The sequence below is a fragment of the Pikeienuella piscinae genome (assembly GCF_011044155.1).
Lineage (GTDB): Bacteria > Pseudomonadota > Alphaproteobacteria > Rhodobacterales > Rhodobacteraceae > Pikeienuella > Pikeienuella piscinae.
The window spans coordinates 2,254,915-2,276,377 of the sequence record NZ_CP049056.1 but is presented as its reverse complement, the minus strand read 5'-3'; the positions used below and the strand labels follow the sequence as shown (position 1 = coordinate 2,276,377).

The following is a 21,463-nucleotide window of genomic DNA, read 5'->3' as shown; positions in this document are numbered from 1 at the left end:
CGCGAAGCCGCCGCAAGGAGGGGGGAGGCATGCGTATCCTGCAAAGATTGCTCGATGGCAGCGAAGCCCTGCTTGTGGCGGCCTGCGTCGCCTCGTTCGTGGTGATGTTCGTGCTCGGCGTCGCCACTGTGGTGTTCCGTTTCGTGCTCGACAGTTCGCTCGCCTTTCCGGACGAATTGATCCGTTATCTTTTCGTCTGGATGATCGCGCTCGGCTCTGCGGTCACCTACCGACGCAACGCGCATGCGGCGATCGGCGCGCTGGTGGACCGCCTTCCAGACCTCTGGCGCAAGGCCGCATTGCTCATCGCCACCGGGGCCGGGCTCGTCTTCTTCGTCATCGTGCTCGTCTACGGCGCGCAGATCACGGTGCGGGTGTGGCCGCAGATTTCACCGGCGCTGGAGGTCTCGATGTCATGGGTCTACGCGGCGGCGCCGGCGGGCATGGCTTTCCTCACGATCTACGCGGTCGAATTGCTGCTGCGCCAGCTTTTCGCTCCGGCCGCCACGCTCAGGGAGGACGGCCAGTGAGACGACGCGTCGGCGAGAGGCGCCCGACATGACGGCCGCCGTGATCTTCGGCGTCCTGATCGGCCTCATGCTGCTTCGCGCGCCGATCGCGGTAGCGCTGGGGCTAGCCAGCGTCGTCGGGCTGGTGGTGAGCGATATCAATCTCGAGATCGTCGTCCAGCGGATGTTCTCGACCAACAACTCCTTTCCGCTTCTCGCCGTTCCGTTCTTCATTCTGGCGGGCGAGATCATGTCGCTCGGCGGCATGTCGCGGCGGCTGGTGAATTTCGCCGCGTCGCTGGTCGGACACTTGACCGGGGGACTCGGGGCGGTGGCGATCCTCGCCTCCAGTTTCTTCGCCGCGTTATCCGGATCCAACGCCGCGACGGTGGCGGCCATCGGCGGCGTGATGAACGAGCCGATGCGCGAGAAGGGGTATCGCCCGCAATACACCGCGGCGACGGTCGCCGCGGCTGGCGTTACGGGGATGATCATCCCACCCAGCATATTGCTGATCCTCTATGGGGTGGTCACCGGCGTCTCCATCGCCGATCTCTTTCTCGCGGGGCTGGCGCCGGGGATTCTGATCTGCCTTAGCCTTCTGCTGCTCAATCGCGTCCTCGCGCGCCGAGAAGGTGTCGAACCCGAGCCGTTCGCCGGCTACCCGACGATCTGGACCAGCTTCAAGTCGGCGTTCTGGCCGCTGCTGATGCCGGTCATCATCCTTTCCGGGATCTATGGCGGCGTATTCACGCCGACCGAAGCGGCGATCGTCGCCGCTTTCTACGGGCTGATCGTTGGCGCGGCGTATGGTGAATTGAAATTGGCTGCGCTCTATCGCGCGTTTTCGCGCGCGGTCATCTCCTCGGCGGTGGTCATGTTCATCATGAACTCGGCAGGCGTTTTCGCCTGGCTGATCACCATCGACCAGATTCCGCAGGGCGTGTCGCGCTATCTGGCCGAAGCCGCCGGGGGGCCGGTGGTCTATCTGCTTCTGGTGAACATCTTTCTTCTGATCGTCGGTTGTCTGATGAACGCGGCGGCTGCGATCGTGATCTTCACGTCCATTCTTTATCCGACAGCAATGAGCTTCGGGATCGACCCGGTGCTGTTCGGAATCATCGTTTGCGTCAATCTCAGCATCGGAACGGTCACGCCGCCGCTCGGCGTCGATCTCTTCATCGCCTCGGCGATCACGAAAGTGTCGATCGAACGCATCGTGATGATGATCTGGCCCTTCATCCTAGTGCTGCTGCTGGATCTGATGCTGATCACCTATTTCCCGCCAGTCTCCCTGTTCCTCGTGCGATTGCTGGGATAGCGGCGCGATCCGTCGCGCGGTGGCGATACGAACGACCCGGAATCAAGAAGGTATGAAATGACCAAAGCCCAGAGCCATACGCCGTCCCGCCCGTGGGAAGACATGAACAGCGGCGTCGTGCGCGATGCGATCGACCCCGCCCATCTCGGCCATGCGGAGATTTCCCCCGCCGGCCGCTTTGAGGCGGGTTCTTACGCCTCCTTCACACTCACCTATACGGCTGGAAAGTTCGGGATCGACGATTCGGGCAGCCTGCGTATCTGTTTTCGCTTCGCGTCCGATCAGGGGAATCCGCAATTCGAGGACCCCGCCGGCGCCGGTTTCTGCACGGTCGAGGCGTCCAACGGCGCCACACTCCAGTTGCGCTGGGACCCCAAGGGCAATGTGCGACCCTGGGACCGCACGCTCTGGATCAAGGTCGTGAAAGGATTTCTGCAGGAGGGCGACAAGATCATCGCCCGTTTCGGCGTCACCGATCACGGCGGTCCGGGAATGCGGCTTCAGACTTTCTGCGAAGAGACGTTTGAGTTCCGCGTGCTGGCGGACCCGATCGCGACCTTCAACTTTCAGCCGCTGCCGGTGCAACCGACCATCGCCATCGTTCCCGGCCCGCCCGAACGCTTCGTCGCGGTGCTTCCAACGCTGCGTCGCCCGGGCGAGGGCTTCGCCCTCAAACTCAAGGGCGAAGACAAATGGGGTAATCCGTCTGATCGCTGCCGCGGCGTATTCCGGCTGGAGGCCGACCGCCCGATCGAAGGGCTTCCCGAGAGCGTCACCTTTGCCAACGGCGCGTTTTCGGTCACGGTTCCGGATCTCCGCATCGCCGAGCCGGGCAAGGTGTCGATCACGATCAGGGACGAGGCGGGCGCAATCGTCGCCCGCACCAACCCCCTGCTTGTCGAGGATGTCGATCTCGTTCATTTCTGGGCCGATCTTCATGGCCAGTCCGAGGAAACCATCGGCACTGGCAGTGCGCGCGAATATTTCGCGTTCGCACGCGACAAGGCCTGGGTCGACGCCTGCGGTCATCAAGGCAATGACTTCCAGATCACCGACGAGTTCTGGGAAGAATTGAACCGCATCACCGCGGAATTCGACGCGCCGGGCGCGTTCATCGCGCTTCCCGGCTACGAGTGGTCCGGCAACACGTCGCTCGGCGGCGACCGCAACGTGTTCTTCCCCGAGGAGGGGCGGAGGATCCGTCGCTCCTCCCATGCCCTGATCGGCGATCGGAGCGGTGTCGACACCGACTGTTTCACGGCAGGCGAGTTGTTCGAAGCGCTCGCGCGGGACGAAGAGTTCGACACGATCTGCTACGCCCATTGCGGCGGGCGCTACGCCGATATCCGCATCGCCCATGACGGCCGTTTCGAGCGCTCGGTGGAGGTGCATTCCTCTTGGGGCACGTTCGAATGGCTCCTTCATGACGCGCTGAAGCTCGGCTATCGTGTTGGAGTCGTCGCCAATTCGGACGGTCACAAGGGACGCCCGGGCGCGAGCTATCCCGGCGCCGGAAAGTTCGGCGCGATAGGCGGTCTGACGTGTTTCAACATGCCCGAACTGACGCGCCCCGCGCTTCTCGACTGCATGCGCAAGCGCCGCCACTACGGCACGACCGGCGGCGACGCCGGCCGTATGGCGATTTCTCTCACGACAGGTTTCGACGCCCCGGCGGCGATCTATCACGACGATCCGGCGCTGGGGCCGGCGACGTCTCATCCCGCTCGGGAAGCGATGATGGGCGATATCGTGCATTTGCCCGAGGGCGACGCGCAGCTTGCGGTTTCGATCGAAGCGAAATCTCCGATTGAGCGGGTCGACATCTTCAACGGCCTTGAACTGGTGGAGACGATCCGACCCTACGCGCCCGAGGACCTCGGCGCGAGAATTCGCCTGCACTGGGAGGGCGCGGAATATCGAGGCCGGTTTCGCCAGGTGATCTGGGATGGCGGCGCGACCGTTTCCGACAATACGATCGAAGCGGCTGTGCCGATCAATTTCCTGAATCGCGACAAGTCGCTCGACCGTGTCTCCGCGCGAGAGATCCGCTGGGAAGCTCTGACCACCGGCAACGCCGGCGGAGCGGATCTTGTCCTAAGCGATGCGTCCGCCGGGACGCTCGCGGTCCGGACGCCATTGATCTCATTCGATATCCCGATACGGGAGATCGGCTTCGAGGACACCGTTTACGACGCTTCGGCCGAATTGCCCCGGTTTCTCAAACTGTTCCGTTTGCCTGACGAGAACCGGAGCCGCTCGCTGAGGTTCAGCCGCGCCCTCATGGTTGAAGGCGGGCGCGACAACCCTGTCTATATCCGCGTTACGCTGGAAGACGGAACCCGCGCCTGGACAAGTCCGGTCTACATATTTCGCTGAACGCGCGCCGCCATGCGCGGCTCGTTCCGTTCCGCCCCGAATCTCGAAGCGCGCCGATAGCGGGCGGGCCGTCTCAGAGAGCGCCCGAACGGCGCACGCGCATACGCCGCGCTGAGCTTGGTTCGCGCGGATGAGGTCCGGGCGAGCCTCTGATGCTTCGGCTTCAGAAAAAAAACGGCGCCCGAAGGCGCCGCTGAGGGAGTTCTTTGTTGTCAGGCTTCTTTTCTGCCCGGGTTTCGCCTGCGGCCTGTTCCGCCGGCTGACGGAGCGCCTTCGCGCCCTCGCCGTTTCAGCTGCAGCCCGTGGTGGAGCCGCAATTGTCGCATTTGAGGCAGGTGCCGTTGCGCACCAGGGTGAAGTTCCCGCATTCCCCGCATGGGTCGCCCTCGTAACCTTTCATCTTCGCCTCGGCGCGGCGCTGCATCGTCGCGCCGGAGGCGGAGGCGGAGACGACAGAGACTTCGGTCTCCATCGCCACGGCCGCCGCCGAGAGCGAGGCCGGCGCCGCTTCGCCCGCCGGCGAGAGCCCGCCAGTCACGACGAAGAAGTCCTTCGGCATTCGGCCGCGATGGTAGCCGTTGGAGGCCGCGACCCGGATCGCCTCGATCCGCGCCAGCGCGTCGTCCCCCGCCTCGGTGAAGTTGCGCACGCCCTCGGCTTCGCCACGGCCGACATCGTCGAAACGGGCGCCTTCCGGCTCGACATGGGCGAGGTCCGTCCGGTCGAGATAGGAGATCGCCAACTCGCGGAAAATGTAGTCGATGATCGAGGTGGCGGTCTTGATGTTCTCGTTGCCCTGCACCATTCCCGCCGGCTCGAACCTGGTGAAGGTGAAGGCCTCGACGAATTCCTCCAGCGGCACGCCGTACTGGAGGCCCATCGAGATGGCGATGGCGAAATTGTTCATCATGGCCCGGAAGGCGGCGCCTTCCTTGTGCATGTCGATGAAGATCTCGCCGAGCCGGCCGTCATCGTATTCGCCGGTATGGAGATAGACCTTGTGGCCGCCCACGGTCGCCTTCTGGGTGTAGGACTTCCGCCGGTCGGGCAGGCGCTCGCGCTCGCGCTTCGCGGCGATCTCGCGCACCACGACCTTTTCGACGATCCTTTCGGCGACAGTGGCGACTTTCGCGGCGACAGGCTCGTCCGCGCCATCCTCCTCCTCATCGATGATCTGCGCGGCGAGCGGCTGCGAGAGCTTGGAGCCGTCGCGGTAGAGCGCATTCGCCTTGACGCCCAACTCCCAGGAGAGGCGATAGGCCGCCTTCACTTCCTCCACAGTGGCGTCGTTCGGCATGTTGATGGTCTTGGAGATGGCGCCGGAGATGAAGCTCTGCGCCGCCGCCATCATGTGGATATGGCTCTCGACGCTGAGATAGCGCGTGCCGGTCTTGCCGCAGGGGTTGGCGCAGTCGAAGACCCCGACATGGGCTTCGTCGAGCCCGGGCGCCCCTTCCAGCGTCATCGTTCCACAGACGAAATCGTTGGCGGCGTCGATCTCGGCTTTCGAAAAACCGATGGCGCGGAGCAGATCGAAGGCCGGGTTTTCCATTGCCTGGCGGTCGAGGCCCAGTTTCTCGGTGCAGAAATCCACGCCGAGCGTCCACTGGTTGAAGACGAAGCGGATATCGAACGCGGCCCCGAGACTTCCCTCGACCTTAGCCAGCGTCTCGGCGTCGAACCCCTTCTCGGCCAGCGTGACATGATTGACCCCTGGCGCGCCGACCAGCGTGCCGGCGCCGACCGCATGGTCGATGATCGCGGCAATGGCGTTCTCGCCGTAGCCGAGAGAGGCGAGCGCCGCCGGGACCGAGCGGTTGATGATCTTGAAATAGCCGCCGCCGGCCAGCTTCTTGAACTTCACCAGTGCGAAATCCGGCTCGATCCCGGTGGTGTCGCAATCCATCACCAGACCGATCGTGCCGGTGGGCGCGATCACGGTCGCCTGCGCGTTCCGGTAGCCATGCGCCTCACCGAGGCTGAGGGCGCGGTCCCAAGCCGCGTGCGCGGCCTCTACCAGCCGCTTGTCGGGGCAACGCGCGTGATCGAGCGGAACCGGCTTCGTCGCCAATCCTTCGTACCCGTCCACCTCGCCATAGGCGGCGCGCCGGTGGTTGCGGATGACGCGGAGCATGTGGTCGGCGTTCCTTGCGTAGCCGGGAAAGGCGCCGACCTCGGCGGCGATTTCGGCGGATGTGGCGTAGCTCACCCCGGTCATCACCGCAGTCAGCGCGCCGCAGAGCGCGCGGCCTTCATCCGAATCGTAGCCATGACCGAGCGTCATCAAGAGCCCGCCGATATTGGCGTAGCCGAGGCCGAGCGTGCGAAACTCATAGGATCGCTCGGCGATCTCCGGGCTCGGGAACTGCGCCATCAGAACGGAGATCTCAAGCGTCAGCGTCCAGAGCCTTGTCGCATGCTCATAACCCTGAATGTCGAAGACGCCGTCCTTGAGAAAGGTCAGGAGGTTCATCGACGCCAGGTTGCAGGCGGTGTCGTCGAGGAACATGTACTCCGAGCACGGGTTCGAAGCCCGGATCGGCCCGTCCTCGGGGCAGGTGTGCCAGTCGTTGATCGTGTCGTGATACTGCATGCCGGGATCGGCGCAGGACCATGCGGCGAGCGCGATCTGCTCCCAGAGATCGCGCGCCTTCAGCGTCTTCGCGACCGTTCCGTCGGTGCGGCGGATCAGTTCCCAGTCCGCATCCGTCTCCACCGCCTTCAGAAAGGCGTCGGTGACGCGGACTGAGTTGTTGGAGTTCTGCCCGGCGACGGTCAGATAGGCTTCCGAATCCCAGTCGGTGTCATAGGTCGGGAACTCGATCTTGGCGAAACCCTGCGCCGCGTATTGCAGCACGCGGTTCACATAGGCGTCGGGAATCGCGACCTTGCGCGCCTCGCGGATCGCCGTTTTCAGGCCAGGGTTCTTCTTCGGGTCCGCGGCGTCCTCGATGGCGCCGTCCCAGGCGCGGATCGCGCCGAAGATCAGGTTCAGCTTCTCCTCATGCATCTTCGACCCGGCGACGAGGGACGCGACTTTCTGCTCCTCCGTGACCTTCCAGTTGATGAAGGCTTCGATATCCGGGTGATCCATGTCGCAGATCACCATCTTCGCCGCCCGGCGCGTGGTGCCGCCCGACTTGATCGCGCCGGCCGCGCGGTCGCCAATCTTCAGGAAAGACATCAGGCCGGAGGATTTTCCGCCACCGCCGAGCCGTTCGTTCGCCGCGCGGAGGGATGAGAAGTTCGTGCCGGTGCCGGAGCCGTATTTGAAGAGGCGGGCTTCCCGTGTCCAGAGGTCCATGATGCCGCCGTCATTCACCAGATCGTCGTTCACCGACTGGATGAAACAGGCATGCGGCTGCGGATGCTCGTAGGCCGAGGTGGATTTCGTCAGCTTGCCAGTCTTGTAGTCGACATAGAAATGTCCCTGGCCCGGCCCGTCGATGCCGTAGGCCCAGTGCAGCCCGGTGTTGAACCATTGCGGCGAGTTCGGCGCCGCCATCTGCATCGCCAGCATGTAGCGCATTTCGTCGTGATAGGCGCGCGCGTCGGTCTCGTCGGTAAAATAGCCGCCTTTCCAGCCCCAATAGGCCCATGCCCCGGCGAGCCGGTCGAAAACCTGCCGCGCGTCGGTCTCGCCAACATACCGCTCGGCCTCGGGCAGCGCCTGCAGCGCCTTCTCATCCGCGACGGAGCGCCAGAGGAAGGCCGGAACGCCCTTTTCCTTCACCGGTTTCAGCGCCGCCGGAACGCCGGCCTTGCGGAAATATTTCTGCGCGAGAACATCCGCTGCAACCTGGCTCCAGCGTTTCGGCACGTCGACATCGTCCAGCCTGAAGACGGTCGACCCGTCCGGATTGCGGATCTCGCTCACCGCTTTCCGGAACTCGATGGTTGCGTAGGGCGAGGCCCCGGCGGACGTGAAACGGCGGTCGATCTTCATCACTATGTCCCTTGCTGGCCTGGTTTCAGGCCGCATGTCTTCGTTCACGGCGAGACGTTGCGCGCCGCGTTCCTTACGCCGGCGCGTTGATCGCGCCGGTTCGCTCATTAAATTCCCGGTCCGCTACATCACCAGATGCGGTGGCTTTCTCGCGCCGGGACACAAACTCTGGTTGAGAGGGCCCTCAGGGTCAACGGATTTATTCGACATGCGCGCTATATTTTGGGCTTGACGGAGTCTCAAACACCACAGCTAGTGAACGAATTAGGAACGCAAGGTTAAGATGGAGTTCACGCGGATGGGTGCGGCGGTGCACTGCGTCGAAATCCCGTCGCGCCATGTCGCGAAGAAGCGCGCCGCCTGATTTGCGCCCGGCGATAGAGGAGAAAGGATTCGAGGAGCCAGGCCATGTTGTCGTCCCCAGCTTTCGTCGCCGATCTCGCCGCCGTCATGCAGCCCGTCGCCGATGCCAGAGGGCTGCCAAGCGCGCTCTACTCCAGCGCGGAGGCGCTGGCGCTGGAGCGCGAGAAGATTTTCCATTCCGGCTGGGCCTCCATCGGCTTCGGCGCCGACATTCCGGAGGCCGGCGATGCGGCGCCGATCGACTATCTCGGCGTTCCGCTCCTGATGGTTCGCGACAGGTCCGGCGCGGTCCGCGTTTTCGAGAATGTCTGCCGCCATCGCGGCATGATTCTCGTGGAGAAGAAACGCAATTTCGGCGGCGTGATCCGCTGCCCCTACCATTCTTGGTGTTACAGTCTCGACGGACGCCTCAGGGCGACTCCGCATGTCGGCGGGCCGGGAATCAACACGCACGAATCGGTGAATCCGGAGACGACGGGGCTAAGCGAGCTGCGCTCGGCGATGTTGCTGGATGTCATTTTCGTCAATCTCGACGGCAAGGCCCCGGATTTCAACGACTGGTCGGCCGGGCTCCGGGCGCAACTCGCCGATTTCGTTGACCGGCCCATCTTCCACGGCGGGGGGGAAAGCGGGTTCTCCTTTGACCTGAAGACCAACTGGAAGTTGATTCTGGAGAATAACGCGGAGAGTTATCACCTCCCCTGGGTGCATCCCGGTCTCAACGCCTACTCGAAGCTCGAGGACCACTACCATCTGGAGGAGCGGGGCGGATTTTCGGGTCAGGGCACGCGGGTCTACAACCCCGATTACGGGCCGAAAGCCTTCCCCGATTTCCCCGGCCTGCCGGCGCGGTGGGAACGTTCGGCCGAGTATCCGTGCTTCTATCCGAACACGTTCTTCTCGGTGCACCGCGACCATGTCTGGGCTGCGCATCTCGACCCCAAGGCGTATGACCGCACCGTCGAGCGGATCGAGATTTACTACACCACCGAGGAGGCGGCGCGCGCGCCCGAGTATCACGCCATGCGGGTCGAGAACGCCGCGCGCTGGAAGACCGTGCTGTCGGAGGACGTGTTCGTCACCGAGGGGATGCAACGCGGACGTGGCGCGCCGGGCTTCCGCGGCGGGGTCTTCTCGGCGGTGATGGACAGCCCGACCCACGCCTTTCACGCTTGGGTGGCGGCGCGACTGGCGGCCTGACGATGCGCGCGGCGACGCTCGACGCGGAATTGACCCGTCTCCATGGCGACACGAGCGCGGCGGCGCGCCTCTCCACGCTGCACATGAAGGCCGCCGCAGTATTCAGCGACGACCCTGGCGCGCGGCGCTTCCAGTTGACGCATGCGTGGGTTTTCGCCCTCGTCGCCGGGGATGACGCCCGCGTCGAGGAACTGGAGCGCCGCCTTCGCGCGCTTGGCGGGCTTTAAGCGATCAGAATATCTGGAACTCTTCACACTCAGGGTTAAACTTGTCGCGACAGCGCACGTTCAAGAGGAAATTTCGATGAGAACCATCTTCGCCGCCCTCGCTCTCATGACGCTCGTGACGCCCGCCATGGCCGCATGCCCGGACGCGGAAACAATCGACACCTTCCTCGCCGCGCGCGCGGCCGCCGAGCCGACGCCGCCGCCCGTGGCCGCCGGCGGCGCGCTTGAGGACGGTCTCTGCGCCGGGCGCATGGTCGCCGAGAAACTCTCCGCCGATCTCGGGCCGGTGGTCGGCTGGAAGGCCGGTCTGACCTCGACAAAGGCGCAGGAGGCTTTCGGCGTCACCGAGCCGGTGATCGGCACGCTCCTTCGCGACATGATGCTCGAGGACGGCGCCGTGGTGCGCTCCGCCGAGGCCGTGCGCCCGCTCTTCGAAGCCGATCTCGTGGTCGAGATCGCCGACGAGGGGGTGATGGACGCCGGAACGCCGGAGGAGGCGCTGGCGCATATCCGTGGCGTGCGGCCATTTCTAGAGCTTCCGGCGCTCGTCGTGGACGCCGATTCGAAGCTCGACGGCGCGGCGATCACTTCGATCAATGTCGGGGCGTGGAAAGGTGTTCTCGGCCCGCTGATCAAGATACCGGAAGGCGAGGGCGGCGTCGCCATGCTCGCCGACATGAAGGCCCGCCTGACCGAAGCCGGAGGGGAGACGCTTTCCGAAGCGCCGGGCGAGGCGGTGCTCGGCAATCCGCTCAACGCGGTGATCTGGGTCGCGGACGTGCTTCGCCGGCAGGGGCTGAAGCTGGAGGCGGGCTCGCTTGTCTCGGTCGGTTCGATTGGGCCGCTCCATCCGATGAAGCCGGGCATGAAAGTCACTCTGACCTATGAGGGTCTGCCGGGAACGCCGAGCATCAGCGCCTCGTTCGAGTAGCGGACGAATTGCGGACGAGGCGCTCCCTCCCGCGGCTGGCCGTTGAGAAGCGGGAGCTTCACGCATAGATTGGCGCGAGACCCCTTCGCTTCGAGGCGCGTATGAAGATCATGACCCCGATTCACGCCGTGGGCTGGGCCGCCGGCGTTTTCGGCGCCGAAAAGTCCTTTCTTGCGAACCCGATACTCGGCAGCCGCAGGCTGAACGAGTTGGGCCTGCACCGGGCCCGCGTCCGCGCGGCGGAGCGCATGGCGCGCTTTCGCCGCTCGATGCTTCGCGACATCCCGGCGGAGGACCGCGCCGCCTATGACCGCGATGGGTTCGTGATCAAGGAGAATTATCTCCCCCCCGATGTCTTCGACCGCGTGCGCGCCGAGGTGTTCGGGCAAAGCCACCCGGCGCGGGAGATGCGCCAGGGCCAGACCGTGACGCGGATGATTCCGCTCACACACGCCGCGAAACGACGCGCGCCGGAGACCGTGCGCGTCGCGCATGACCGAGCGCTCAACCGTCTCGCCGGCTATGTCGCCGGGCGGACCGGGGCGCCGATTCATTTCATCCAGACGGTGATCGCCGAGCCGCAGCGCGGTCCCGCAGACCCGCAGACGGCGCTCCACGCCGACACGTTCCATTCGACGTCGAAATTCTGGCTCTTCCTGCATGACGTGACGTTGGAGGACGGCCCGTTCATGTTCGCCCCCGGCTCGCACAAGCTGACGCCGGAACGGTTGAAATGGGAATATGAGCAGAGCCTGACCGCGAAGGAGGCGAAGCGTGCGCATCACTCATTCGGTTCTTTCCGCGTCGGCGCCGACGAGATGGAGCGCTTTGGGTACCGGCCGCCGCAACCGGTTCCCGTGAAGGCCAACACGCTGGTGATTGCAGACACATACGGCTTTCACGCGCGCACGCCCTCATCAAAGCCGACGACGCGGGTGGAGGTTCACGGCCACATGCGTCGCAATCCATTCACTCCGTGGAACGGACTCGACATCCAGGCGCTGCCGGGCGTGAAGGGCCGTCAGATGGACATTTATTTCGCTTGGCTCGACTATTGGAACAAACCGACGATCTGGAAGGATGTCGGCGAGGTGATGGCCGACGCGCCGGCGGCGATCTGAATGGAAGCGCGGCGTCGTCGGCCTGACCCGGAAACAATCGCTCACGCTGAAATGACGCCGCGACCGCCGGCCACCCAGACAACGGGCGTCGCATGGACAGACGGCGGGCGATACCTATATTGGTGACTGTGAGGACGACCTCACCCATCAGGGCGCATTTTTCTGGGACGACCCGGTCAATGGACGGGGAGTCCCATGCGAACCACCTCCGACCGTATCCGTCACGCGGTCAGCTTCGAGATCATCGGCCTTCTTCTCGTCATCCCGCTCGGGGCGATGGGATTCGGGATGCCGGCCGCGGATATCGGCGTGGTCTCCATCGCCGCGGCGACCGCCGCGACGTTATGGAACTATATCTACAACATTATCTTCGATCAGGCGATGAAGCGATGGCGCGGCACGGTCCACAAGACGGCGCCGGCGCGCGTCCTGCATGCGGTGCTGTTTGAGGGCGGATTGCTGCTTGCGACGCTGCCCTTCATCGCGCTGTATCTCGGGATCGGCCTCTGGCGGGCGTTCCTGATGGATCTGGCCTTCGTCGTTTTCTACCTGATCTACACTTTCGTATTCAACTGGGCCTATGATCGGGTTTTTCCGCTCCTCGAAGATGCGTAGCCTGGTCCGCGCTCACCGAGAGCCCGGGAGCCGCCGGCGCGACAAGTGCCGCGGCGGGGCGCGGCCTTTACCTATGGCCGCGCGACCCCTGTCTAGCCCTCCAGGAACGACCGGAGCTTGCGGCTCCGCGATGGGTGCTTCAGTTTTCTGAGCGCTTTCGCCTCGATCTGTCTGATCCTCTCCCGTGTCACCGAGAACTGCTGGCCGACCTCTTCGAGCGTATGATCGGTGTTCATGCCGATGCCGAAGCGCATCCGCAGAACCCGCTCTTCGCGCGGCGTGAGGGAGGCCAGAACCCGCGTCGTGGTGTCCTTCAGGTTACCCTGAATCGCCGCTTCGAGCGGGAGGACGGCGTTCTTGTCCTCGATGAAATCACCGAGCTGGGAATCCTCCTCGTCGCCGATCGGCGTCTCCAGCGAAATCGGCTCCTTGGCGATTTTCATCACCTTGCGGACTTTTTCGAGCGGCATCTGCAGTTTTGCCGCCAGTTCCTCCGGCGTCGGTTCGCGGCCGATCTCGTGCAGCATCTGCCGGCCGGTGCGGACCAGCTTGTTGATCGTTTCGATCATGTGGACCGGGATGCGGATGGTGCGCGCCTGGTCGGCGATGGAGCGGGTGATCGCCTGCCTGATCCACCATGTCGCATAGGTGGAGAACTTGTAGCCGCGGCGATACTCGAACTTGTCGACCGCCTTCATCAGACCGATGTTCCCCTCCTGGATCAGGTCGAGGAACTGCAAGCCGCGATTGGTGTATTTCTTGGCGATCGAGATAACCAGCCGGAGATTGGCCTCGACCATCTCCTTCTTCGCGATCCGGGCTTCCTTTTCGCCCTTCTGCACGGTCTGGACGATACGGCGGAACTCGGTGATGTCGACGCCGACCGATTGGCCGATCTCGCCGATCTCGGCGCGGGTCGCCTCGATCCGTTCTCGGTCCTTCTCGACCATCGACGCCCAGCCCTTGCCCTTGAGCGTGGCGACGCGGTCGAGCCAGCCGGGGTCCAGCTCGGAGCCCCGATATTCGTTGATGAAGTCGCGCCGATTCACGCGATGCAGGTCGGCGAACTTGACGATGCCGCTCTCCAGCGTCAGCAGCCGGCGGTTGATGCCATAGAGCTCGTCGATCAGCGTCTCGATGCGGTTGTTGTGCAGATGAAGCGAGTTCACCTCGTCGACGATCTGACTGCGCAGCTTCTGATAGGCCCGCTCCTGACTGGAGGAAAAGCTCTGCTCCTCGTTCAGCGCGGCGGAGATCCGGCTCTCCTGCATCTTCTGCAGCTTGCCGTAATCGGCCGAGATCGAACGCAGCGTCTCCAGCACCTGCGGCTTCAGCGCCGCCTCCATCGCAGAGAGCGAGAGATTGGTCTGCTCGTCCTCGTCATCATCGTCGTCGGCTGCGGCGGAATCGGTCGATGCGGTCTCGCCGTCCCCGGTCTTCGCGTCCTCAGGTTTCCCGTCTGCGTTCGCCGGCGGCTCGGTGGCGGCCGTCGCCACGCCTTCGGCGGGTTTCGCGGTTTCGTCGGCGGCGGGCGCGGCTGCGGCGGCGGCGGCGGCCCTCGCGGCGATGACGACCTCGTCATCTTCGCCCTCGGCCAGCGAGCGACCGAACGTGGTTTCAAGGTCGATCACGTCGCGGAGCATAATCCGCTCTTCTTCCAGCTCCTCGAGCCAGACAGTGATCGCGCGGAAGGTGCGCGGGCTTTCGCACAGCCCGGAAATCATCGTGGAGCGCCCGGCCTCGATCCGTTTGGCGATGGCGATCTCGCCTTCGCGCGACAGAAGCTCGACCGTGCCCATTTCCCGCAGATACATGCGCACGGGGTCGTCGGTGCGGTCGAGGGTCGCCGTCTCGGTCCCGCTGGTCGCGACCTCTCGGCTCTCCTTCTTCTCCTCTTCCTTCTTCTTGTCGTCCTCGCTGTCGGCGCTCTCTTCCGCCTCGACGACGTTGACCCCCATCTCGGAGAGAAGCGACATCACGTCCTCGATCTGCTCGGAGGAGACCTGATCCTGGGGTAGAACCGCGTTCAGCTCGTCATAAGTGATATAGCCGCGGGCTTTGGCCTGGCCGATCATCTTCTTGACTGCGGCCTGGCTCATGTCGAGCATCGGACCGGGCGTCTCGCGCTGTTCCTCGGCGGGGCTTTCCTCGACGTCTTTGGCGGCCATCAGCGTCTCCGTTCTGTATTTCCCGCGCGCGTTCGCGCGGGAAAGGGGCGAATCAACAGCGAATCACTGATTCGTCAACCGCGCCGCCCCTTGGGCTTTATCCATATCTTCGATTCGGACGCCCGCGCCAGCCTTGCGGCGAGGTGCGATTCGTCGTCGTCGCTTTCCGGCAGCGCGGGCGCGGCTTCCCGGAAGTGTCGCAGCGAAACGGTTTCGAGCCGCCTGTCGAGATCTTCTCCGGCGCCCTGCGTCATCTCGATCTCCGCCTCGGCGATCTCTCGCGCCAGCGCCAGAACGGCGCGATGACGGGCGAGAGTTTCCTCGAATCCATGCTCGGCGACATCTTCGCCCGCGTCTTCGGCGGCGAATCCGGTTTCGCGCGCCTGCGGAATGGCCATGAGGCGCCCCAGTGGGGATTCTCCGATCTCGCGCTCGATCATTTCAAGCCATGCGGAGCTGTCTTCGGCGGCGTTATGGCCCTCGCAGGCGGATATGAGCGCGCGCCGCAAAGTTTCAAGGTCGGAACAGAGGAATTCGATATCCTCCAGCGCTTCGATCCGCCGCTCAGCGAGCGCGGGATGGCTGATCAGCGTCAGAAGAAGCACCGCTTCGCGTCCGCGCGCTTCGCCTTCACGGCCCGTGGCGCGGACAAGAGCGGAGGATTTCACTTCTGGCGTCGGTGGAGCGGTACGGAATGACGGGGCGCGCGCGCCCAACGTTTGCTCGCGCCAAAATGGCTTCGCATCTTTCCGAGTTCCTTGCGACGATAGGATTAGCTTCTTCCGCCGTTCCTTGAGCGCGAGATGGTAATGTTTGCGAAGATTCTGATCAGTGATGGTCGCAAGCGCCGTGTGTAAACGCTTGTCCAGCGCAGCCCAGCGTTCTGGGCTGTCGAGAACGGCTCCCTCCACCTCGCGCCGCCATAGGAGCTCGACCATAGGCAGCGCGCGGTCGAGCGCCGCCTTCATCGCCGCCGGCCCCTCGGCGCGGATCAGATCGTCGGGATCGCGTCCTTCCGGCATCAACGCGAAACGAAGGCTTCGCCCCGGCTCCAGCAGCGGCAGGGCGAGGTCGATCAGCCGCTCCGCAGCCTTCAGCCCGGCCCGATCGCCGTCGAGCGCGATCACCGGCTCGTCAGCGATGCGCCACATCAGCCGGAGTTGATCCTCGGTAATCGCGGTGCCGAGCGGCGCGACGGCGTGGTCGATTCCGGCTTCGGCGAGCGCGATCACGTCCATGTAGCCCTCGGCGACCACCAGCGCGCCGCGCTTCGCCGCCGCGCTGCGCGCCGGGCCATGATTGAAAAGCGTCCGGCCCTTGTCGAAGAGCGCGGTCTCCGGCGAATTCAGGTATTTCGCCCGCGCATCGGCGCTCAGCGCCCGGCCGCCGAAGGCGATGCACCGCCCGCGCGTGTCCCGGATCGGAAACATCACCCGACCGCGGAACCGGTCATAGGGCGCGCCGCCATCCTCGGGAACGATCACCAGCCCGGCTTCGTCCATCGCCTTCAGCGTGACGCCCTTGCCCTCGAGATGGTTTCGGAGCGCGTTCCGGGTATCGGGCGCGAAGCCGATCTCGAACCGCTCGACCGTCGCCTCGGCGAGCCCGCGGCGGCGGATGTAGTCGCGCGCCTCCTGTCCCCTGCCGGCGCGGAGCTGGAGCCGGAAGAACGCCGCCGCCAGTTCCATCACTTCGACGAGGCTGGCGCGCCTGTCATGTCGCGCCGCCTCGCGCGGGTCGCGTTCCGGCATCTCCAGCCCGGCGTCGCGGGCCAGCGTCTCCACCGCCTCCATGAAGCCCATGTTCTCGGCGTCCTTCAGGAAGGTGAAGGCGTCGCCTTTCGCATGGCAGCCGAAGCAGTAGTAGAAGCCCTTCCGGTCATCGACATGGAAGGAGGAGGTCTTTTCCTGGTGGAACGGGCAGCAGGCCCAATAGTCGCCCTTCGCCGCGTTCGTCTTCTTCTGGTCCCAACTCAGCTTGCGCCCGATCACCCCCGCGAGGCTGACCCGGGCGCGAATCTCATCGAGGAAGCCGGGTGGAAGAGACATGGCCTCTATATCGCGGCGCGTCGCCCCGAGAGCAAGGAGAACTCAACCGCCAAGGATCTGGCGGATCATGTCCTCGGCTTCACGCCAGTCATGCGGATGATGATCGGCCGTCTCCGCCGGACCGACGATCGGTTTCAGCATTGTCGAGCCGACGAGATGCAGCCGCGCGACATCTCCGGCGTGCCTGCGGGCGCTGGCGTGCTGGTCGCCGCTGTCGTCGATGAAGGCTACGGGGGCGTTCGCGCGCGATGCAAGCCAGTCCAGGGCGCGGCCCTTGCCGCCTTCGTTCATCACCACCGGAAACGGCATGTCGAGCCCGGCGAGGTTGGCGACGCGGTCCGCGCGGACCTGCGCCGGCGCGTTGGTCAGGACGACGATCTGCGCGACGCCGGCTAGCCGCCGGAGCGCCGCCGCGGCGCCGTCGATCTGGCGCTGTCGGCGTGTCTCGCACTCGACGAATCCCCAAACCAGCGGAAATATCTCATCCCGGCTCAGAGCCTCGCCGTCACGGCGGATTGCGGTGTCGAGCCGATATTCGGTCAGCTCGAACTCGAATCCCTTTTCCATCACCCATTCGGCGAAATGCTCGGCGAAATGCACCAGCACTTCGTCGGCGTCGACGGCGATCAGCGGCCGGCCCGGCTCCACCCCCGCCGATTCGAGTTCGGCCAAAACCCGGGGTGGTATCGCCTCAAGGTCCTCGGCGCGCCAGTTCGGGCGTTCGGTCATCGATCAGGTCCAGTTCGGCAGATCTCCGCCCGGCAGGGCGGCGCGGGCGCGCATCGGCGCTTCCGGCTTTTCCCCGTTCGCAGCGCAGAAGGCAAGGAGCGCTGTCTCGTCCGCGAGCAGGAAATCCAGCACGAAGCCGAGAAACTCTGCGTCCGCCGCCCGCTCGCGCAGTGCCGCCGGATCTGCGCCGCTCGCCGCGAGAAACCTACCCGCGAGTTCGTCGTCCGCCACGATCCAACCGAACGCCTTCAGCGCCAGAATCTCCGCCGCCGCGCGCGTCAACGCCTCAATCTTTCCACAATTCGAAAAGGTTTCGTTAAGGGATCGGGTCGTAAAAAATAGTGGCCGCGCGGGATGCGGCGTGGGAGATGCGGAATGCAGAAGAAGATTCTCATCGTCGAAGACAATGCTCTCAATCTCCGACTTTTCAACGATCTTCTCGCGGCAGAGGGTTATGATACGGTAACATCGAACGGTGAGGGCGATATCGCCGGTCTGGCGCGGACGACGCGACCCGACCTGATCGTGATGGACATGCGCCTCGCCCAGAATGACGGGTTGGAGACGACCCGCAGGATCAAGCGCGACGAGACGACGCGCGCGATCCCGGTGATCGCGATCACCGGCTGCGCGATGGCTGGCGACGAGGAACGGATCATGGCGACCGGTTGCGCCGACTACCTGACGAAGCCGGTCACGCTGCAAGGCTTCCTCTCTTCGGTTCGGCGGCACATGCACTGAGATGGCGAGAAGGCGATGCGATGATTAAAGTTGCGGAAGGGAACGCCGATGTCGGGCCGCATTCTCGTTATTGACCGCGACGCCCGTCGGCGCGGCGCGCTCGGCGGGGCGCTGGAGGCGGCGTATTTCGATGTCGTTGGCGTGGCGGAGGCGTGCGACAGGCCGCCGGATGGCCCGCAGCCGGATCTGGTTCTATGCGATTTCGCGCCGGGCTGCGCCGGCGCGGCGCGGCTGAGCGCGGTCGCGGCCGATCCGGCGCTGGCGGCGCCGGTATTAGCGATCTCCGAGCCGGGATCGGCGGGCGCGGCCGGCGCGCTCAACGCCGGGGCGGAGGATCATCTCGAATGGCCGGTCGCATCTTCGGGCGAACCGGCGTTGCTGATCGCCCGGGCGCGGCGGCTGATCCGCGCCCGGATCATCGCGGACGAGCTCGAACTCCGCCAGAAGACGGCGCGCGATCTAGGCCTGGAGCCGACGCGGGCCGAGGCCGAACCCGCAGCCGCGCGGGTTCTTCTCATTGCGCCGCCCAGTGTCGAAACCGAAGCGCTCACCGCCGCGGTCGTCGAACTGACCGGCGTTGCGGTCTCTCCCGCGCCCTCGGGTTTCGCGGCGATGCGAATGGTGGAGGCCGAGTCCTACGACGCCGTGATCGTCGCCGACGGATACGACGCGCCGGCCGGCGCCGGCTTTGCCGAACTCGGGGATGCAGTCGGCATCATCGCCGCCCTTCACGCCCGGCCGGAGACGCGTGACGCTGCGATTATCCATCTTTCGGGGCATCATGGCGGTCGGCCCACCCTCCCGGCCGCGCCTTTGACGGATGCGCCGGTCGGCGCGCCGGCTCGGCGCCGGAACGGGACGTCGAGCGGGCCTGCGCGTGCGCGCCGGGCCGTCGCCGCCTTTGAAGCGGGCGCGACCGACAGCGCCCCATCGGAGGCCGCGCCTCTGGAACTGGCCGCCCGCCTGTGCGCGCGGCTGCGGGCCAAGCGGCGCGCCGACGCGCTGCGCGCCGGGCTCGAAGGGGGCATGCGTCTCGCCGCCATCGATCCGCTGACGGGACTCCATAATCGGCGCTATTTCGATCTGCATGTCGCGCGGCTCTGCGCGAAAGCCGAGTCGACCGGCGCCCCGCTTGCAGCGCTTGTCTTCGACCTCGACCGATTCAAGGATGTCAACGACGCCCACGGACATGCGGCGGGAGATGAGGCGCTTCGCGCCTTCGCGCATCGTCTTCGCGCTGGGGTTCGAGGGGCAGATCTTGTCGCGCGCACTGGCGGCGAGGAATTCGCGGTGATCCTGCAAAACGCCCGGCAGACCGAGGCGCTGGCGGCGGCGGAGCGGGTGCGGGCGGCGGTTTCAGGTTCGCCAGTCGCGGTCGCGGGGGACGCTCTGGCGCAGATCACGGTTTCGATTGGCGTCGCCAGCCTGCGCCCGCATGACGAGGGGCCGGCCGCGCTCTTGTGGCGCGCTGACGCTGCGCTCCGCGCGGCCAAGCGCGAGGGGCGGGATCGGGTTCGCGTCGACGCGGCGTGAGGAAGCGGCTGACGGCGCGTGCGGCGTCAGTCGCGCGCGGCGCGCCTTTCCAGGTGAAATCTCAGCTCGCTCGCCAGCGCGGCGCGCTCGTCATCGGTCAGGAGCGCGAGCGCCTTGACCATCGCTGCGTTCCGCTCTTCGAGATACGCGGCGCGCCGCTTGTCTGAATCGTCGAACGCCGCGCTGAGCGCCCCGGCGTCGAACGGCGATTTCGCGATCAGATCGACCATCCTTTCCCAGCGCGCGCGCTTGGCCGCGCGCTGCTCTTCGCGGTCGCGCGGCTGTTGGACGAGAGCGCGGACCGCGTCGCGCCGCTCCGGTCCGGCCGCGTTGACCACCTGTTCCGAAAAGTGAAAACGCGGCCCCTTCCGGCCGTCGTCGCCCATTTTCAGCGCCATACCCCCGATGAGGCCGAGAACCAGAAAATTGGCCGCCAGCGAAAGACCCAGCCCCCAGCGCGCGGCGCGCGGGGTCAGGCCGAAAACACGCGCGTTTCCATTGTCTCCATTGTCGTTCATCTCCAGACCTCACTGTCGGAAAGGAAGGCGTATACGGGGTCTCCCGCATCGTCGCCGATATCGAACGCGTAGCGATCGCCGGCGCCCGTCTCAATGTCGATCAGTGACTCCGCCGCCCCGGCCATCAACCCTGTCTGGCCGAGCCAGAGGCCGAAGGCCGCCGACGCGGCGCAGGCGACGACGGGGCGCAGCAGCGGCGTCGAAAACGCCCGCCCGAGGATGTCGAGCGGCGATGGACGCGCGCGCCGCTGCACGCCGCGCGCCCGCTCCGCCGCCACATCGGCGGCGTCCGTAATCACCCGCTCGATCAGCGCTTCCGGCGCATCCGGCGGCGCGGCCCGGGCCGCGCTGAGCGCCGCGGCGAGCGCGGCCATTTCTTCATGCGCGCGCCGCGCCGCGCCCGAGGTCGCGAGAAGCGCCTCGGCCGCTTCCCGCGCCGCGCCCGGCCAATCGGAAAACGCAGCGCCATGGCGCGCGAGCGCGGTTTCGAATTCCTCGAGGTTCATCTTCCGATCCTCATTCATGTCCCACCACCGTCTTCCGCGGCGATCAAAGCCGCAAGATCACGGGCCAGCGCCCGTCGCCCCCTCATCAGGAGACTCTCGACCGCGTCCACGCTCACTTCGAGCATTTCGGCGATCTCCGGGTTCGCCCGGTCCTCGAAATGCCGGAGCGTGACGGCGATTCGTTGTCGTTCGGGCAATCTCGCGATCGCGCGGCTCACCGCCGCCGCCCGATCTCCGGCGACCAGATGCGCGACGGCGCTCGGGGCCGGATCGGCGGGTTCTTCGATCTCGTCGAGCGGCGGTCCACTGCGGCGGCGTTTCCTAAGTCGGTCGATGCAAAGATTGGCGGCGATCCGGTGCAGCCAGGTCGAAAGTTTCGCCTCACCGTCCCTCCAATCCGGCGCGATCCGCCAGAGCCGCATCATCGCCTCCTGCGCCACGTCCTCCGCCTCCGTAGCGTCGTTCAGCATCCGCCGGGCGAGCGCGAGAACACGCGGCGTCAGCCGCATCGTCAGCGCGCGCGCGGCCAATTGGTCGCCGGCCGAGAAGCGGGCCAGAAGCGCCTCGTCGGTTTCGTCGGGTTCGCCGTCGAAAGACATCCGCACGTGCTC

The 21,463-nt window shown here is 65.5% G+C and carries 18 protein-coding genes; 10 read left to right on the top strand and 8 right to left on the bottom strand.

The annotated features are described in order from the left end of the window. The first annotated feature begins 29 nt into the window (after positions 1–29). Genes G5B40_RS10960 through G5B40_RS10950 form a run of 3 tightly spaced genes read left to right on the top strand, consistent with a single transcriptional unit; the run spans position 30 to position 4,206 of the window. Complete coding sequence (locus G5B40_RS10960; RefSeq protein WP_165098455.1) at positions 30–530, top strand: TRAP transporter small permease; 501 nt, start codon at positions 30–32, stop codon at positions 528–530. 28 nt (positions 531–558) lie between these two features. Further along, on the top strand, positions 559–1,830 hold the full coding sequence (locus G5B40_RS10955) for a TRAP transporter large permease (RefSeq protein ID WP_165098452.1): 1,272 nt from the start codon (positions 559–561) through the stop codon (positions 1,828–1,830). Between the two features lie 57 nt (positions 1,831–1,887). Then, positions 1,888–4,206 (top strand): PHP domain-containing protein, encoded by a 2,319-nt coding sequence (locus G5B40_RS10950; protein ID WP_211907318.1) that lies wholly within the window; start codon positions 1,888–1,890, stop codon positions 4,204–4,206. Between the two features lie 289 nt (positions 4,207–4,495). Here G5B40_RS10950 and G5B40_RS10945 read toward each other — a convergent pair whose 3' ends face one another. Continuing rightward, positions 4,496–8,152 (bottom strand): vitamin B12-dependent ribonucleotide reductase, encoded by a 3,657-nt coding sequence (locus G5B40_RS10945; RefSeq protein WP_165098450.1) that lies wholly within the window; start codon positions 8,150–8,152, stop codon positions 4,496–4,498. A 408-nt stretch (positions 8,153–8,560) separates the two neighbouring features. Between G5B40_RS10945 and G5B40_RS10940 the strand changes: the two genes are divergently transcribed. From G5B40_RS10940 to G5B40_RS10920, 5 genes are all read left to right on the top strand, one after another. Then, positions 8,561–9,715, top strand: coding sequence for an aromatic ring-hydroxylating oxygenase subunit alpha (locus G5B40_RS10940; protein ID WP_165098448.1), 1,155 nt, complete (start codon positions 8,561–8,563; stop codon positions 9,713–9,715). 2 nt (positions 9,716–9,717) lie between these two features. Next, a complete protein-coding gene (locus G5B40_RS10935) occupies positions 9,718–9,942 on the top strand; it encodes a hypothetical protein (protein ID WP_246209470.1) in 225 nt (74 codons plus the stop codon). Between the two features lie 76 nt (positions 9,943–10,018). Beyond that, positions 10,019–10,873, top strand: a complete 855-nt coding sequence (locus tag G5B40_RS10930; RefSeq protein WP_165098446.1) for a 2-keto-4-pentenoate hydratase — start codon at positions 10,019–10,021, stop codon at positions 10,871–10,873. Positions 10,874–10,974: 101 nt separating this feature from the next. Next, positions 10,975–11,994, top strand: a complete 1,020-nt coding sequence (locus tag G5B40_RS10925; RefSeq protein WP_165098444.1) for a phytanoyl-CoA dioxygenase family protein — start codon at positions 10,975–10,977, stop codon at positions 11,992–11,994. A 195-nt stretch (positions 11,995–12,189) separates the two neighbouring features. Further along, entirely contained in the window at positions 12,190–12,609 is a 420-nt protein-coding gene (locus G5B40_RS10920) for a PACE efflux transporter (RefSeq protein WP_165098442.1), read from the top strand. A 92-nt stretch (positions 12,610–12,701) separates the two neighbouring features. On the opposite strand, the gene rpoD is transcribed toward G5B40_RS10920, so the two are convergent. From rpoD to G5B40_RS10900, 4 genes are all read right to left on the bottom strand, one after another. Beyond that, on the bottom strand, positions 12,702–14,777 hold the full coding sequence (gene rpoD / locus G5B40_RS10915; protein ID WP_165098440.1) for an RNA polymerase sigma factor RpoD: 2,076 nt from the start codon (positions 14,775–14,777) through the stop codon (positions 12,702–12,704). A 74-nt stretch (positions 14,778–14,851) separates the two neighbouring features. Then, positions 14,852–16,825 carry a DNA primase gene (gene dnaG / locus G5B40_RS10910; RefSeq protein ID WP_165098438.1) on the bottom strand — a complete coding sequence of 658 codons (1,974 nt, stop codon included), beginning with the start codon at positions 16,823–16,825 and terminating at the stop codon, positions 14,852–14,854. Positions 16,826–16,867: 42 nt separating this feature from the next. After that, on the bottom strand, positions 16,868–17,554 hold the full coding sequence (locus tag G5B40_RS10905; RefSeq protein ID WP_165098436.1) for an HAD family hydrolase: 687 nt from the start codon (positions 17,552–17,554) through the stop codon (positions 16,868–16,870). 3 nt (positions 17,555–17,557) lie between these two features. Further along, a complete protein-coding gene (locus G5B40_RS10900; RefSeq protein ID WP_165098434.1) occupies positions 17,558–17,836 on the bottom strand; it encodes a DUF3572 domain-containing protein in 279 nt (92 codons plus the stop codon). A 93-nt stretch (positions 17,837–17,929) separates the two neighbouring features. On the opposite strand from G5B40_RS10900, the gene G5B40_RS10895 reads away from it, so the two are divergent. Both G5B40_RS10895 and G5B40_RS10890 read left to right on the top strand, forming a co-directional pair. Continuing rightward, complete coding sequence (locus G5B40_RS10895; protein WP_165098432.1) at positions 17,930–18,295, top strand: response regulator; 366 nt, start codon at positions 17,930–17,932, stop codon at positions 18,293–18,295. A gap of 48 nt (positions 18,296–18,343) precedes the next feature. Next, positions 18,344–19,828: a diguanylate cyclase gene (locus G5B40_RS10890; protein ID WP_165098430.1), complete on the top strand. Its 1,485-nt coding sequence runs from the start codon at positions 18,344–18,346 to the stop codon at positions 19,826–19,828. A 26-nt stretch (positions 19,829–19,854) separates the two neighbouring features. On the opposite strand, the gene G5B40_RS10885 is transcribed toward G5B40_RS10890, so the two are convergent. The 3 genes from G5B40_RS10885 to G5B40_RS10875 are packed head-to-tail and all read right to left on the bottom strand — an operon-like array spanning position 19,855 to position 21,457. Then, positions 19,855–20,346: a periplasmic heavy metal sensor gene (locus G5B40_RS10885; RefSeq protein WP_165098428.1), complete on the bottom strand. Its 492-nt coding sequence runs from the start codon at positions 20,344–20,346 to the stop codon at positions 19,855–19,857. Next, positions 20,343–20,852, bottom strand: a complete 510-nt coding sequence (locus G5B40_RS10880; protein ID WP_165098426.1) for a hypothetical protein — start codon at positions 20,850–20,852, stop codon at positions 20,343–20,345. Before G5B40_RS10880 ends, G5B40_RS10885 begins: the two co-directional genes overlap by 4 nt. Positions 20,853–20,866: 14 nt before the next feature. Continuing rightward, the gene (locus tag G5B40_RS10875) at positions 20,867–21,457 is read right to left on the bottom strand and encodes an RNA polymerase sigma factor (protein ID WP_165098424.1); all 591 of its coding nucleotides are present in this window, start codon (positions 21,455–21,457) and stop codon (positions 20,867–20,869) included. Between the last annotated feature and the right edge of the window lie 6 nt (positions 21,458–21,463).